The sequence below is a fragment of the Azospirillum largimobile genome (assembly GCF_977007025.2).
Genome location: NZ_CDRMUA020000001.1, coordinates 1,394,032 through 1,408,719 on the forward strand (window position 1 = coordinate 1,394,032; position 14,688 = coordinate 1,408,719).

The 14,688-nt window shown below is 66.6% G+C and carries 13 protein-coding genes; 4 read left to right on the plus strand and 9 right to left on the minus strand.

Annotated elements, in window-relative coordinates; genetic code table 11:
* Positions 1–110: 110 nt before the first annotated feature.
* The 6 genes from rnc to rpoZ form a co-directional block, all read right to left on the minus strand.
* Entirely contained in the window at positions 111–896 is a 786-nt protein-coding gene (rnc, locus tag ACWPKK_RS06470) for a ribonuclease III (RefSeq protein WP_452001988.1), read from the minus strand.
* Positions 897–1,664, minus strand: coding sequence for a signal peptidase I (gene lepB, locus ACWPKK_RS06475; RefSeq protein ID WP_310113467.1), 768 nt, complete (start codon positions 1,662–1,664; stop codon positions 897–899).
* Complete coding sequence (acpS, locus tag ACWPKK_RS06480; RefSeq protein ID WP_324871942.1) at positions 1,661–2,146, minus strand: holo-ACP synthase; 486 nt, start codon at positions 2,144–2,146, stop codon at positions 1,661–1,663. The genes lepB and acpS overlap by 4 nt, the downstream gene beginning before the upstream one ends.
* Positions 2,143–2,892 (minus strand): pyridoxine 5'-phosphate synthase, encoded by a 750-nt coding sequence (locus ACWPKK_RS06485; RefSeq protein WP_452001991.1) that lies wholly within the window; start codon positions 2,890–2,892, stop codon positions 2,143–2,145. Before ACWPKK_RS06485 ends, acpS begins: the two co-directional genes overlap by 4 nt.
* Before the next feature lie 141 nt (positions 2,893–3,033).
* Positions 3,034–5,193: a RelA/SpoT family protein gene (locus ACWPKK_RS06490; protein WP_452001994.1), complete on the minus strand. Its 2,160-nt coding sequence runs from the start codon at positions 5,191–5,193 to the stop codon at positions 3,034–3,036.
* 142 nt (positions 5,194–5,335) lie between these two features.
* Entirely contained in the window at positions 5,336–5,770 is a 435-nt protein-coding gene (rpoZ, locus tag ACWPKK_RS06495; protein ID WP_149221747.1) for a DNA-directed RNA polymerase subunit omega, read from the minus strand.
* Positions 5,771–6,032: 262 nt separating this feature from the next.
* On the opposite strand from rpoZ, the gene ACWPKK_RS06500 reads away from it, so the two are divergent.
* A complete protein-coding gene (locus ACWPKK_RS06500; protein WP_452004729.1) occupies positions 6,033–6,680 on the plus strand; it encodes a LabA-like NYN domain-containing protein in 648 nt (215 codons plus the stop codon).
* Between the two features lie 87 nt (positions 6,681–6,767).
* Here the strand turns inward: ACWPKK_RS06500 and pdxA are convergent, their stop codons facing one another.
* The 3 genes from pdxA to lptG form a co-directional block, all read right to left on the minus strand.
* Positions 6,768–7,796, minus strand: a complete 1,029-nt coding sequence (pdxA, locus tag ACWPKK_RS06505; protein ID WP_452001997.1) for a 4-hydroxythreonine-4-phosphate dehydrogenase PdxA — start codon at positions 7,794–7,796, stop codon at positions 6,768–6,770.
* Positions 7,793–9,253: a peptidylprolyl isomerase gene (locus tag ACWPKK_RS06510; RefSeq protein ID WP_452002000.1), complete on the minus strand. Its 1,461-nt coding sequence runs from the start codon at positions 9,251–9,253 to the stop codon at positions 7,793–7,795. The genes pdxA and ACWPKK_RS06510 overlap by 4 nt, the downstream gene beginning before the upstream one ends.
* 185 nt (positions 9,254–9,438) lie before the next feature.
* Positions 9,439–10,533 (minus strand): LPS export ABC transporter permease LptG, encoded by a 1,095-nt coding sequence (gene lptG / locus ACWPKK_RS06515; RefSeq protein ID WP_452002002.1) that lies wholly within the window; start codon positions 10,531–10,533, stop codon positions 9,439–9,441.
* 272 nt (positions 10,534–10,805) lie between these two features.
* Here lptG and ACWPKK_RS06520 point away from each other — a divergent pair, with 272 nt between their 5' ends.
* From ACWPKK_RS06520 to ACWPKK_RS06530, 3 genes are all read left to right on the plus strand, one after another.
* Positions 10,806–11,384, plus strand: coding sequence for an N-acetyltransferase family protein (locus ACWPKK_RS06520; RefSeq protein ID WP_452002005.1), 579 nt, complete (start codon positions 10,806–10,808; stop codon positions 11,382–11,384).
* Between the two features lie 37 nt (positions 11,385–11,421).
* Positions 11,422–12,990 carry a glutamine-hydrolyzing GMP synthase gene (gene guaA, locus ACWPKK_RS06525; protein WP_452002007.1) on the plus strand — a complete coding sequence of 523 codons (1,569 nt, stop codon included), beginning with the start codon at positions 11,422–11,424 and terminating at the stop codon, positions 12,988–12,990.
* A gap of 137 nt (positions 12,991–13,127) precedes the next feature.
* Entirely contained in the window at positions 13,128–14,687 is a 1,560-nt protein-coding gene (locus ACWPKK_RS06530; RefSeq protein WP_452002010.1) for a glycosyltransferase, read from the plus strand.
* The last annotated feature ends 1 nt before the right edge of the window (position 14,688 follow it).

Genomic DNA, 14,688 nt, shown 5'->3' on the forward strand with positions numbered 1-14,688 from the left:
CCAGCGCCTCGTCGTCCTTCACGGACTTCGGCTCCTGGGATTCCGGCTTCGGCTCCGCGGCTTCGGAACCGGGCGTCTCGATCTTCGTCTTGTCGATGTCGTCGCGACCGTCAGTCATCGACTTGCACTCCCACCTGGCGCAGCAATGTGCTGGCAGCCTTCTTTTCCGCGATGCGCTTGGACGAACCGGACCCGGAGACCGGATCCATGCCCGCCACATGCACAGCAACAACGAACAGCGGCTCGTGCGCCGGGCCGCTGCGTTCGATCAGTTCATAACGGGGCAGCGGCTTGCCGCGCCCCTGCGCCCATTCCTGCAGCGTGGTCTTGCTGTCCAGCGGCGGCGGCGTCGCCTTGTCGATCTCGCCCGCCAGGGCTTGGCGGACGAAGCGCGTCACCGGCTCCAGCCCGCCGTCGAGATACATGGCGCCCAGCACCGCCTCGCAGGCGTCGCCCAGGATGGTCCGGTTCTCCCGCCCGCCGCTCGACGCTTCCGCCGGGGACAGGCGCAGATAGGCGCCCAGCCCGATGGTGTCGGCAACCCGGCCCAGCGATTCCCGGCGCACCAGCGCGGCGTGGCGCTTGGCGAGCGCGCCCTCGCGCTCGTTGGGATAGCGTTCCAGCAGCCACTGCGCGACGACCAGCCCGACGACGCGGTCGCCCAGGAATTCCAGCCGCTCATAGGCGATGCCCGGCCCCTTGTGCGACTTGCGGCCCGCCCGCTCCAGCCCCATCAGGCTGGGGTGGGTGACCGCGTCGCGCAGAAGCGACAGGTCGGCGAAGTCATGACCCAGCGCGCGCGCCAGTTCCGCAACATCGGCGGACTGGACGGCACCATCGGTCTCGGCTTCGGAGCCGGCACCCGCATCGGCGGGCGCCTTGGTGACGGTGGACACTTACCGGACTCCGTTGAACAGGCGGCTGAAGCGCAGATCGACCGGCCAGCGCCAGATCTCGTAGAAGCGCGTGCCCTCGTCGAGCGAGAAGAACAGGAATTCGGCGCGGCCGACCATGTTCTCGATGGGAACGAACCCGACCTGCGACGGGACGCGGCTGTCCAGCGAGTTGTCGCGGTTGTCGCCCATCATGAACAGATTGCCGGCCGGCACCTTGAACACCGGCGTATTGTCGAGCGGGCCGTTGTCCGACTCCTCGATGATGCGGTGGCTGCGGCCGTTGGGCAGGGTTTCGACGAACTGCGCGGTGCGGATGCTGCGACCCAGCGAGTCCGTGGTCACATAGTCCTCGATCCGCTCGCGCTTCACCGGCTGGCCGTTGATGTGCAGGATGCCGCCGATCATCTGGATGCTGTCGCCGGGCAATCCGACGACCCGCTTGATGTAGTCGGTCTTGTTGTCGCGCGGCAGCTTGAACACCGCCACGTCGCCCCGCTCCGGCTGAGAGCCCAGGATCCGGCCCTCGAACAGCGGCAGGCCGAAGCCGACCGTGTATTTGCTGTAGCCGTAGCTGAATTTCGACACGAACAGGTAATCGCCGATCAGCAAGGTCGGGATCATCGATCCCGACGGGATGTTGAAGGGCTCGAACGCGAAAGTCCGCACGCCGAAAGCGATCAGAACCGCGAAGAACACCGTCTTCACGGTTTCGACGAACCCGGATTCCTTGTTCTTGGCGTTGGACGCCGTTTCTTTCTGAAAGGTCATTCTGGGGTCGCCGTATTGGTGGGCATTGTGGCCTCGGTGGGGGCGGACTCGATCGGTTCGGCGCTGATGACGACGAAGGCCTCGGCCATCGGGTACTCGTCCGTCAGTGTCACATGGATGCGGGCGCGCATGCCCGGCGGCGTGATCGCCTCCAGCCGGGCCAGCGCCCCGCCGGTCAGGCGCATGGTCGGCTGGCCGGACGGCAGGTTGACTACCCCCATGTCGCGCCAGAACACCCCGTCGCGGAAGCCGGTGCCGAGCGCCTTTGAGCAGGCCTCCTTGGCGGCGAAGCGCTTGGCGTAGGTCGAGGCGCGGGCGTTGTTCTTGGCGGCCGAACCGGCGCGGCGTTCGGACTTCGCCTGCTCGACCTCGGTGAAGATGCGGTCGATGAAACGCTGTCCGAAGCGCTCCAGCGACTTCTCGACCCGCCGGATGTCGATCAGGTCGTTGCCGATGCCGAGGATGGTGCCGGACATCATCATGCGGATGCCGCGGCGTTTCGCGCCGTATCCATCGCCTTGCGCATGCGGGCGATCGAGTTGGTCAGACCGACGAAGATCGCCTCGCCGACCAGGAAATGGCCGATGTTCAGCTCCACGATGGTCTGGATCGCCGCCACCGGGCCGACGGTGTCATAGCTCAGGCCATGGCCGGCATGGCATTCCAGCCCGATCGCCTCGGCATGGGCGGCGGCGCGGACGATGCGCGCCAGTTCCGCCTCGCGCTCCGCCGGAGTATGGGCGTCGCAATAGGCTCCGGTGTGCAGTTCGACCACCGGGGCACCCAGCCGCTTGGCGGCGTCCAGCTGCGCCGGCACCGGATCGATGAACAGCGAGACGCGGATGCCGGCGGAACCGAGTTCGCCCACCGGCCGCGCGAGATGGTCGTACTGGCCGATCACGTCCAGCCCGCCCTCGGTCGTCACCTCCGTGCGCTTTTCCGGGACGAGGCAGGCGGCGTGCGGCTTGTGCCGCAGCGCGATCGCCAGCATCTCGTCGGTCGCCGCCATCTCGAAGTTCAGCGGACGGTCGATCTCGGCGATCAGCCGCTCGATGTCGCGATCCACGATGTGGCGCCGGTCCTCGCGCAGGTGGGCGGTGATCCCGTCGGCCCCGGCCTCGATGGCGAGCCTTGCCGCACGCACGGGATCGGGATGCGCCCCGCCGCGTGCGTTGCGGACGGTCGCCACATGGTCGATGTTCACGCCGAGGCGCAGGAAACGGGGCATGCACGGACTCCAAAGCGTCGCCGCCCACCGGAACGGGCGGGAGCGATTCCGTCTATATAGCGGTGCTCCGGCCTTCCGTCACGCCGAACCGACCGATTCACCTGCGGATGACAGGGATTTCACCGTCGAATGACGGAGTGTTCAGCGTCCCCGTGCCCGCTCCACCGAATGGATGACGGGGGTGGCGCGCAGGGCGGCCATGATGTTGGTCAGGTGCTTGGCATCCTTCACGTCGATATCGATCAGCAGCTCGAAATAATCCGTGCTGCGATTCGTGATCTTCTGGTGGATGACGTTGCCCTGGTTCTTGCCGATCACCGTGAACAGCGTGCCGAGCGAGCCCTGTTCATTGCCGATGACGACGCTGATGCGGCCGACATGCTCCTCCGGCGAATCGGGGCCGGTTTCCCACGACACGTCGATCCAGCGTTCCGGCGATTCGTGGAAGCTTTCCAGCGTTTCGCAGTCGATGGTGTGGATCGTCACGCCCTTGCCGGTGGTGACGATGCCGACGATGCGGTCGCCGGGCAGCGGGTGGCAGCAGCGGGCGTAATGCACGGCCATGCCGGGGATCAGTCCGCGGATCGGCAGGGCCGATTCCTTGCGCCCCTTGGGCTTCGGCTTCGGTGCGCTTTCCTCCGTCTCGCGGACGACGGGGGCGGTCTGGGCCTTGTGGCCGGGGAAGACGGCGTGGAAGACCTCGCGAACGGAATGCAGGCCGGAGCCGACACCCGCCATCAGGTCGTCCACCGTCGGCTGCTGGAAGATCTTGGTGGCGGCCTCCAGAGCCTTCTCGGTGAACTCGTAGCCTTCCGCCTTGAACTGCCGCATCAGCATGCCGCGGCCCAGTTCCATGTACTGGGCGCGCTGCTGGGTGCGCAGGAACTTGCGGATGCGGGCGCGGGCCTTGCCGGTGACGACGAAGCGTTCCCAGCCCGGAACCGGCGTCTGCGCCTTTGAGGTGACGATGTCGACCTGATCGCCGTTCTGCAGCTGGGTGCGCAGCGGCAGCATGCGGCCGTTGATCTTGGCGCCGACGCAATGGTCGCCGACCTGCGAGTGGACGGCATAGGCGAAGTCGACCGGGGTCGCTCCGCGCGGCAGCGCGATCAGGTCGCCCTTCGGCGTGAAGCAGAAGACCTGGTCCTGGAACAGCTCCAGCTTGGTGTGCTCCAGGAACTCTTCCGGCTTCTGCGCATGCTCCAGGATGTCCAGAAGCTCGCGCAGCCAGCGGTACTCGCCGCCGTTCGGGCGCGGCTGGTGGTCCTGCTTGTAGGCCCAGTGGGCGGCGACACCCAGCTCCGCGATCTCGTGCATGTCCTGGGTGCGGATCTGCACCTCGATCCGATTGCGGCCGGGACCGATCACGCCGGTGTGCAGGCTGCGGTAACCGTTGGGCTTGGGCGTGGAGATGTAGTCCTTGAAGCGCCCGGGCACGACCGGATAATGCGCGTGGACGACCCCCAGCGCCTGATAGCATTCGCCGACCGAGCCGACCGTGATGCGGAAGGCCATGATGTCGGACAGCTGCTCGAAACTGACGTTCTTGCGCTGCAGCTTGCGCCAAATCGAATAGGCCGACTTCTCACGCCCTGACACCGTCGCGTCCGGCAGCCCTTCGGAGGCCAGCAACTCGCGCAGTTCGGTGATGATGGTCTGGACGCGGTTCTCGCCTTCGCTGCGCAGGCGGGCCAACTGGGCCAGGATGCTGTCGCGCGCATCCGGGTTCAGCTCCGCGAAGGCAAGGTCGTCCAGCTCGTCCTTGATCTTGTGCATGCCGATGCGCTCGGCCAAGGGCGAGTAGATTTCAATGGTTTCGCGGGCGATGCGCTTGCGCTTTTCCGGCTTTTTCAGGTGGAACAGCGTGCGCATGTTGTGAAGCCGGTCGGCCAGCTTCACCAGCAGGACACGGATGTCCTCCGACATGGCGATGACCAGCTTGCGGAAATTCTCCGCCTGCTTGGCCTGCTCGCTGTTCAACTCCAGCCGCGACAGCTTGGTGACGCCATCGACCAGCCGGGCGATTTCCTTGCCGAACACCCGCTCGATGTCATCAAGCGTGGCGACGGTGTCCTCGACCGTGTCGTGAAGCAGCGCCGTGGCGATGGTGCCGGCGTCCAGCTTCATCTGCGTCAGGATGCCGGCAACCTCCAGCGGATGGAGGAAATAGGGATCGCCCGACGCGCGCGTCTGCGATCCATGCGCCTTCATGGAATAGACGTAGGCGCGGTTGAGGAGATCCTCGTCGGCGTTGGGATCATACGCCTTGACGCGCTCGACAAGCTCGTACTGCCGGATCATGCGGCCCGACCCGGCGCGCGCGGCGCCTTAGAAGTGTTCGTGGTGGTTCTGTTCGAACCGAAGGGGAGCCGGATGCTCCCCGCCTTTCTCATCGGGGAGGGGACGTGGCGCCCCCTCCTGGTCCTGCGGTCGTTGTCCAGAATCAGAGGTCTCCGTCGGGATCCTCGGTCATGGCGAAACCGGCGCCCGGCTCGGCGTCCATGTCGGCGGCGACGTCGTCGTCCTCGCCCAACTCCTCGCCGTCGCTCTCGCTCATGCCGTCTTCATCGCCCAGCGAATTGTTGCCGCGGGCGGCCCAGTCGTTCTCGCCGGCCATCAGCTCGACGATCTCTTCCTCCGGCTCGTCCGGCTCGACATGCTTCTGATGGCCCTTGATCAGGGCGTTCTTCAGATATTCGAGCGACACCGTCTCGTCCGCGATCTCGCGGAGCGCCACGACCGGGTTCTTGTCGTTGTCGCGGTCGATCGACAGCGGAGCGCCGCTCGCGACCTCGCGGGCGCGCTGGGCAGCCATCATGACCAGCTCGAAACGGTTCGGAACCTTCAGGACGCAATCTTCAACGGTAACGCGGGCCATGCCAGACGAACTCCGGATTCATAGGAGGCTCTAGACTATATGGATGTGGCCCGATAGGTGCAAGCGCGAACGACAGCGCTGCTGCATTGCGTCAGGAGAGCAATGGTGAACCGGCCTGTCACGTCACCGATACGATCGGCAGCCACAGTCGGCAGGCGTTGCCCCCTTGTATGTTTGCGCATGATACACTAGATTTCAAAATAGGAACGCGAGCTTTTTGCGCAAGTTCCGTCAATTTTCTACAATCAGCGATGAAAGGATTATGGCATTGGAGCGCAACTCGACTTTGCCGCGTGATGTCAGCAAGTTGTTTTACAAGGAAGAGCGCCTCGCTCTTTTCATAGACGGCGCGAACCTTTATGCCGCCGCGCGATCATTGGGCTTTGACATTGATTACAAGCGGTTGCGTGACGGCTTTGCCGGGGAAGGCCGACTCGTGCGCGCCTTCTACTATACCGCTCTCGTCGAGGATCAGGAGTATTCCCCGATTCGTCCCCTGGTCGACTGGCTCGACTACAACGGCTACACCATGGTGACCAAGCCGACCAAGGAGTTCACCGACGCCTCCGGCCGGCGCAAGATCAAGGGCAACATGGACATCGAGCTGGCCATCGACGTGATGGAGATGGCCGACCATGTCGATCACATCCTGCTCTTCTCCGGCGACGGCGATTTCCGCCGGCTGGTGGAGGCGGTGCAGCGCAAGGGCGTGCGCTTCAGCGTCGTCAGCACGGTGCGCTCGCAACCTCCGATGGTGGCCGACGAACTGCGCCGTCAGGCCGACAACTTCATCGAACTGCAGGAGCTGGCGCCCTTCATCGCCCGCACCCATCATCACCGCGAGCAGGCTCCCTCGCACCACGACCACCAGGGCGGCCCGACGATGTACGATCCGGACGACCGCGGTTGATCCGCATAGCGAAGCCGGCATGAAAGAAGCCGGAATGAAAAAAGGAGCGCACCAGCGCTCCTTTTTCGTTTGCGGGATATAGTGTGCTCAGAGGGTGGCCGGCCGCCGCCGGTTCCGCGCCATTTCGTCGGCGGTCTTCAGAGCCACGATCAGGCTCGTTGCGTTCGCCGTACCGGTCCCGGCGATGTCCAGGGCCGTCCCATGGTCGGGCGAGGTGCGGACGAAGGGCAGGCCCAGCGTGATGTTCACGCCGCTGTCGAAATCCACCGTCTTCACCGGAATCAACGCCTGATCGTGGTACATGCACAGAGCGACATCATAGCCGCGGCGGGCGGCGGCGTGGAACATGGTGTCGGGCGGACGCGGACCGGACACGTCGATGCCGTCGGCACGCAACGCCGCGATGGCCGGCGCGATGACGTCGATCTCCTCGCGGCCCATCGCTCCACCCTCCCCCGCATGGGGATTGAGGCCGGCCACCGCCAGCCGCGGCCGCACGATGCCGAAATCGCGCGCAAGCGCCGCCGCGGTGATGCGGCCCGCATGGACGATAGCGTCCGTGGTCAGCAGATCGACCGCGTCGCGCACCGACACATGGATGGTGACGGGCACCACCCGCAGGTCGGCGGCGGCCAGCATCATGATCGGCTCCTCGGTCAGGCCGGCCAGATGCGCGAGATATTCGGTATGGCCGGGATGGCGGAAGCCGGCGGCATAGAGCGACGATTTCTGAATGGGGTTGGTGACCACGGCCGCCGCCTGCCCCGCCTGCACCAGGGCGACCGCGCGGTCGATGCTGGCGATCACCGCGGCGCCGTTCGCCGGGTCGGGAGTGCCGGCGACAACCGGGTTGCCGAGGCGCACCGGCAGGACCGGCAAGGCTTGATCGAACAGCGCCACCGCGTTGCCGGGGTCTGCAACCTCCCGGACCGGTACCGCCATTCCCAGCTTCGCCGCCAGCGCGCTCAGCCGGTCGGGATCGTCCAGGACGACGAAGGGCGGCACCGCTGCTTCATGGCGTGCCGCCCAGGCCTTCAGGGTGATGTCCCCGCCGACGCCTGCCGGCTCACCCATGGTGAGGGCCAGCGGCAGGCTATCCGGCAGGGCGGCCGTCACAGGCGCGTCTCGATGAAGGCGGTGCGGCGCAGATCGCGCAGGTACCGGCGCGACAGCAGTTCGGCCCGCTCGCTGATCAGGTCGCGCTCCACCTCCTCGCGGCCCGGCAGCTTGGCCTCCTGGATCGGTGTCGGCGCGGGCGGCGGCGGCGGGGCCGGCTGGGCTTCCGGCGGCGGCTGGATCATCGGCACGTCACGCTTGCAGACGATCAGGATCACCGCGGCGGCCTGGCTCATCAGGACCGGGCTGGCCTGACCCAGCGGGATGCCGAGGGCGAGGTTCTGCAGTCCGGGCGCCATGTCCTTGACGCGCATGGTGCCCATGTCGCCGGATTCCGGCATGCCGGTTTCCTTGGCGCGGGCCTGGAAATCGGCGCAGCTCTTGATCGACTTCCGCAGCTTTTCCGCCTGTTCCTTGACGGCCTTGGCCTGTTCCTTGGATTCGATCGGGATGATGATCTGCTTCATGTTGACCGTCGCCTTGGCCACGTCGGGCCGAGGCTGCGGACGGGGGGCCGCCGGCTGGGCGGCGGGCATCGGCACCTCGCCGCCGCTGCTGCCGAACGGCCGCTGGCCGCGCACCAGCAGGATGTGATAGCCGGTGGCCGTGCGGATGGGCGTCGAAAGCTGGCCGCCGCGCATGCCGGACAGCGCCTTGTCGACTTCCGGCGACAGTTCGCCGCTGCGCACCCAGCCGAGATCGCCGCCCGACGCGGCACCAGCGGACTGCGAGAACTGGCGGGCCAGCGCCGCGAAGTTGCCGCCGCGCTTCACCTCCTCCACCAGACGCTCGGCGTTGCGGCGCACCTCGTCGTCCTGGTCGGGGCTGTCCACCGCCAGGAAGATCTCGGCAACCAGGTATTCGGGCTTGCCGATGTTGGCCTTCAGCCGCTCCATCGCCGCGTCGATCTCGTCCTCGCCGACGACGACCTCCTGGCGGATGCGGCGCTGCATCACCTTCTGCCAGGCCAGCAGCGAGCGGATCTGGTCCTTCAGGGTGGAGACGGGCACGTTCTGCCGCTTCAGCATGTCCTGAAGCTGCTGGCCGTTCAGGCGGTTCTGTTCGGCGATGCGTTTGATCGCCTCGTCGATCTCGGCGGGCGAAACGGTGATGCCAAGGCGCTTGGCCTCCTGCATCTGCAGCCGCTCGTCGATCAGCAGGCGCATGACCTGCGGCGTCAGGCGCTGGATCGTGTCGGCGTTGCCGGCGGTGCCGGCATTCAGCAGGGCCATGCGGATGCGGGCATTGACGTCGGAGACCGAGACCACCTCGTCGTTCACGACCGCGGCGATGCCCTCCGCCCCCGGCGCCCGTGCCGGGCGGGCGGATTCGTCGCCCGTCCTCGGCGCCGCGGCGCCGGCGGCGGCCTTGCTGGACTGCGCCGCGGCGGGCAGGGCCAGAAGCGCGCAGGCGGTCGCCACGGCGACGGTGGTCCGGACGGCTCGCAAACTCGACATGGTGCTCAAGCTCCAAAAACGGGTCGCCCGTTATTACGGTGGGGCCGGTGCCCCATGCAAACGGAATCGGACCTCGCCCTTTCAGTGCAAAACCAACGGGGCGGAATTATGACCGACAGGGATAATCCCGCGCTTTGCGGCGAATGGACCCACCCTTCCCGGCATGGGATTCATGGACCCGCGTCTCACCCATCCTCAAGATGCAGCAGCGCGGCGGTGCCCAGCAGCAGGCTGATTCCGGCCGGACTCCAGGCAGCCATGACGATGGGGATCGTTTCCGACATGCCGAAGGTGCGCACCACGTCGGTCATCACGAACAGCACGAAGCCGGTCAGCACGCCGCCGGTGACCATCGCCATGGTGCCGCCCCGCCGCGGCAACCGCAGCGAGAAGGCGGCGGCGAACAGCACCATCGCCAGGAACAGGAAGGGCTGGGCGAGAAGCGACTGGTAATGCAGCCGGTGGCGCACGGCGGGGAAACCGGTGGTCTCCAGCGTGTGGATGAAGCGCGGCAGTTCCCAGAAGGAGATCGTCTCCGGCGGGGCGAAGCTCTCCTCGATGGTCGTCATGTCCAGTTCGGTCGGGATGGTGTAGGTGTCCAGCAGTTCCGGATCCTTCTTGGCCCGGTTCAGGATGGCATCCTGCAGCTCCCATTTGCGATCCCTCAGGACGGCGCTGGGGGCATCGATGCGGCCCAGATAGGTCTGGTCGGCGTCGAACAGGAAGACGATGACGTTCGACAGTTCGAAGGTCACCGGGTTCACCAGTTCCGAATGGATGAAGAACTGCTCCGTCTCGTTGGTCTGGCGCAGCCACAGGCCGGATCGGGAGATGTTCAGCGTGCTGGATTGAAGCTTCAGGTATCGGTCCTGCAGCTGTTCGTATTTGGCGACGAACACCGCGCCGACCGGGTTGATCAGCGTCACCTTCACCACGCCGATGGCGGCGGCGGCGAACATCACCGGCATCAGGAACTGCCAGGCCGACACGCCGACCGCGCGCGCCACCACCAGTTCGGCGCTGCGGGTCAGCCGCCAGAAGGTGAACATGCCCGCGAACAGGATGACGAAGGGAAAGATCTGCTGGCCGATCTCAGGCAGCTTCAGCAGAGCCATCTGGATCACCAGCCCGAAGGTGACGTTGGGCTTGCTGCCGGCACGGCGCAGCAGTTCGACCGTATCCAGCAGCAGCACGATGGCGAGCAGGATCACCATCAGCAGGCAGAACCAGACGATGAACTGCCGTCCGATGTAACGGGAGAGCGTAGGCGATGAATACATGCGGTGTCCGGTCTCCGGAGCCCCGCCCGGCACGCCGGCATGGCGCTTGGGACGGACTGGCGGGCCACCGCGGCCGATGGGGTCGGGCGCGGCACCCGCCGGAACAGGTTCCGGCTGTTTACCCCCGTTGCACAGCGATGACAACTGGGCGGGGGCGGCAACCACCGCAGGGCTGCATCGGCAGCGTCAAATTCCTGCCTCCTTTTCCGGCTGGACTTCCTGCAACGGCAATCCAAACTGTTGATACAGAGGCTGCACGGGAGGGTCGGTCGATGACGGACACCACGGTCGCAATCCGCCAGGCACGCGCAACGGACGCCGCCGGCATGGCCCGCGTCCATGTGCAGAGCTGGCGGTCCACTTATCCGGGCCTGATCCCGGCGCAGTTCCTGGTCAACCTGTCCGAACCGCCCGCCGCGCAGCGCTGGGCAGCCATCGCCGAAACGCGCGGCCCCGGCCAGGGCGCCTTCGTCGCGGTCGATGTCACAGGCTTGGTCGCGGCCCCCGGCACCATCATCGGCATCGCCTCCTTCGGCACGCGGCGGGTCGCGGTGCAGGGCCATGCGGGGGAGTTCCATGCGCTCTATCTTCTTGACGACGCAAAGGGTTACGGCATCGGGCGGCGGCTGATGGCGGCGATGGCGGACCGCTTCCTGGCCGCAGGTATCCGCTCCGCCGCGGTGTGGTGCCTGCGCGACAACCCGTCGCGCTGGTTCTATGAGCGGCTGGGCGGGATCAAGGTGGCGGAACGGCCGATCCGCTTCGCCGACACCGATCTGGTGGAAATCGCCTATGGCTGGCGCGACCTGACGCCGCTTGCACGCTTGTCGGCGGGGCCGGAGGTGCGGTAGTGAGGGGACTTGAGTCCCCACGCATCAGGATTCGCCGATGTCCAGCGCCGCTTCCCTTTCCGCCGAACGCGTCCTCATTCTCGATTTCGGGTCGCAGGTCACCCAGCTCATCGCCCGCCGCGTGCGCGAGAGCGGTGTCTATTGCGAGATCCATCCCTTCGGTATGAGCGACGAGCGTATCCGCGAGTATGACCCGAAGGCGATCATCCTGTCCGGCAGCCCGGCCTCCGTCACCGAGGCGAACGGCCCGCGGGCGCCGCAGGCGGTGTTCGACCTGAAGGTGCCGGTGCTCGGCATCTGCTATGGCCAGCAGACGATGTGCCACCAGCTGGGCGGCAACGTCTCCGGCTCCGACCATCGCGAGTTCGGCCGCGCCTTCATCGAGATCAAGGAGCCCTGCGCCCTGTTCGACGGCCTGTGGGAAATCGGGTCGAAGGAACAGGTGTGGATGAGCCACGGTGACCGCGTCACCGCGCTGCCCGACGGCTTCCGCGCCGTGGCGGTCAGCGACGGCGCGCCCTTCGCCGCCATCGCCGACGACCAGCGCCGCATGTACGGCGTGCAGTTCCACCCGGAGGTGGTCCACACCCCGCACGGCGCCCAGCTGCTGGCGAACTTCGTCCACCGCGTCGCCGGCATCAAGGGCGACTGGACCATGGCCGCCTTCAAGCAGCAGGCCATCGAAAAGATCCGCGCCCAGGTCGGCACCGGCAAGGTGATCTGTGGCCTGTCGGGCGGCGTCGATTCGTCGGTCGCGGCCGTGCTGATCCACGAGGCCATCGGCGACCAGCTGACCTGCATCTTCGTCGACACCGGCCTGATGCGCGCTGGCGAGTCGGAAGAGGTCGTGCGGCTGTTCCGCGACCACTACAACATCCCGCTGGTCCACCGCGAAGCGTCCGACCTGTTCCTGGGCAAGTTGGCCGGCGTCACCGACCCGGAGCAGAAGCGCAAGATCATCGGCGGCCTGTTCATCGACGTCTTCGACGAGGAGAGCGCCAAGATCGGCGGTGCGGAGTTCCTGGCACAGGGCACCCTCTATCCCGACGTGATCGAGAGCGTGTCCTTCACCGGCGGCCCGTCGGTCACCATCAAGTCGCACCACAATGTGGGCGGCCTGCCGGAGCGGATGAAGCTGAAGCTGGTGGAGCCGCTGCGCGAGCTGTTCAAGGACGAGGTGCGTGCTCTGGGCCGCGAACTCGGCCTGCCGCCTGCTTTCATCGGCCGCCACCCCTTCCCCGGCCCGGGCCTCGCCATCCGCGTCCCCGGCGAGATCACCCCGGAGAAGCTGGAGATCCTGCGCAAGGCCGACACGATCTATCTGGAGGAGATCCGCAACGCCGGCCTCTATGACGCGATCTGGCAGGCTTTCGCCGTGTTGCTGCCGGTCCGCACCGTCGGCGTGATGGGCGACGGCCGCACCTACGACCATGTGCTGGCTCTGCGCGCCGTGACCTCCACCGACGGCATGACCGCCGACTGGTACCCCTTCCCCCACGATTTCCTGGCGCGCGTGTCCAACCGCATCGTCAACGAAGTCCGTGGCGTCAACCGCGTGGTCTACGACATCACGTCGAAGCCGCCCGGCACGATCGAGTGGGAATAAGGCGGGTAAGGCACTGACACCGGCCCGGCGGATCCACCCGCCGGGCCGTCATGCTGTCCGGGCGGTGCCGCAGGTCGGCCGGTGCCATCTTCGCCCGCCAAGCCGACGCTTCGGTGCGCATGTCCAAGGAGCGCCAGATGGAAGAGTCCGGTTTACCCACCGCCATCCTGAGCGAACTGATCGCCCGCCTGCGGGGGCCGGCCGGAACCGGTGAAGCGCTGAGGGACATCTCCGAAGCCTGCGAATCCGCGCGTGCCGTCGGCCTCGGCAGCGACGTCGAGGCGATGGCGGCACTGGACCGTTCGACGGCCGATCTGGACCCCATCCTCCGTGAATCGGCGCTTGCCTATGTTTCGGGTGATTTGCGCCGATACCTGCGCATTCTCGATATGGTGGACAATGTGCTCGATCTGGCGCCGCTGGAGGGCATCAACCAGATCTACTGGAGCATGCAGCGCCAGTTGTTCCTGATGCGCATGGACATGGGGTCCGTCCCGGACTTCGTGGCCGGGCGGGTGTTGCCGTTCTACGAGCGCTTCCTGAAGCAGATTTCCCTTCGCCTGGGGCTGGCACCGGCAGCGAGACCGGCGGGCAAACCGGCGACCGGCCGGGTCGTCATGGTCACCAACCAGTTCCTGTCCGACCAGCACCAACCGTCGCGCGACCTGCTGACCCAGATGGTCCGGTTGCAGCGGGACCTGGGCCGGACGGTCCTGGCGCTGAACACCAATATGATGCCGGACCGCTATTACAGCCCCTTCATCCCGCCCTTCGCCGCCGCAGTGGAAGAGAGTCTGTCCGGCGATCGGACGATCCGGTTCGGCAACGACACCGGCCGTCTCCTGTCCTCCACCGCGCCCGGCATCACCGCCGAGAAGCTCAACGGCTTTTTCTCCGCGGTGGAGGAGTTCGACCCCGATCTGGTGATCGCCTTCGGAGGATCGGTGATCGTCGCCGATCTGCTGGCCTCCGCTCGGCCGCTGCTGTGCATTCCGACAACCACCGGCCAGACCATCTCGCTCGCCGACATCGTTCTGGACTACGGCGGCAGGACGGCTCCTCCGGGCGAGGGGCGGCTGTCCCGCTCCTGGCGGCCATTCCGGCTGGGCATGGCACTGCGACAGGAAGACGGTGCAGCGACGCGGTCGGAATTCGGTGCGGTGGACGATGCCTTCCTGTTCGTGGTCGTCGGCAACCGGCTGGACGCGGAGGTTGATGCCGCGTTCGTCGCACTGCTGGAGCGGGTGCTGGATGCGGTCCCGCAGGGCGAGGTTCTGTTCGCCGGAACAGTCGATGCGCTGCCCAGGCGTCTCGCCGCCTCGCGTCACGCGGCGCGGCTCCGTTGCCTCGGGCATGTCGAGCGCATCGGCGCGCTCCTATCTCTGTGCGACCTCTTCCTGAATCCCCGCCGCACCGGCGGTGGCGGCAGTGCGGCCCATGCGCTGGCATCCGGGCTGCCGATCCTGGCCTTCGACAGCGGCGACGTGGCAAGCATCGCCGGGCCTGGGTTCGTCGTGGGCGACAGCGACAGCTTCCTTGAACGCGCGGTTGCGCTGGCCGCCGACCCTGCCCTGCTGTCAAGAAGCCGCGAAGACGCACGCAATCGCTTCGCCACGGTGAAGCAGGAAGAGTCCGATCCGACCCAACTCCCCCTCTACATGAACGAGGCGGTCGACCTGTACCGGCTGAGGAGCTGAA

Coding starts and splice junctions, on each gene's coding strand:
- ACWPKK_RS06500 (WP_452004729.1), top strand. CDS start 6,033: ATGGCATTGGAGCGCAACTCGACTTTGCCGCGTGATGTCAGCAAGTTG.
- guaA (WP_452002007.1), top strand. CDS start 11,422: ATGTCCAGCGCCGCTTCCCTTTCCGCCGAACGCGTCCTCATTCTCGAT.
- lptG (WP_452002002.1), bottom strand. CDS start 10,533: ATGTATTCATCGCCTACGCTCTCCCGTTACATCGGACGGCAGTTCATC.
- acpS (WP_324871942.1), bottom strand. CDS start 2,146: ATGATGATGTCCGGCACCATCCTCGGCATCGGCAACGACCTGATCGAC.
- ACWPKK_RS06510 (WP_452002000.1), bottom strand. CDS start 9,253: ATGTCGAGTTTGCGAGCCGTCCGGACCACCGTCGCCGTGGCGACCGCC.
- ACWPKK_RS06490 (WP_452001994.1), bottom strand. CDS start 5,193: ATGATCCGGCAGTACGAGCTTGTCGAGCGCGTCAAGGCGTATGATCCC.
- rpoZ (WP_149221747.1), bottom strand. CDS start 5,770: ATGGCCCGCGTTACCGTTGAAGATTGCGTCCTGAAGGTTCCGAACCGT.
- ACWPKK_RS06485 (WP_452001991.1), bottom strand. CDS start 2,892: ATGCCCCGTTTCCTGCGCCTCGGCGTGAACATCGACCATGTGGCGACC.
- ACWPKK_RS06530 (WP_452002010.1), top strand. CDS start 13,128: ATGGAAGAGTCCGGTTTACCCACCGCCATCCTGAGCGAACTGATCGCC.
- ACWPKK_RS06520 (WP_452002005.1), top strand. CDS start 10,806: ATGACGGACACCACGGTCGCAATCCGCCAGGCACGCGCAACGGACGCC.
- lepB (WP_310113467.1), bottom strand. CDS start 1,664: ATGACCTTTCAGAAAGAAACGGCGTCCAACGCCAAGAACAAGGAATCC.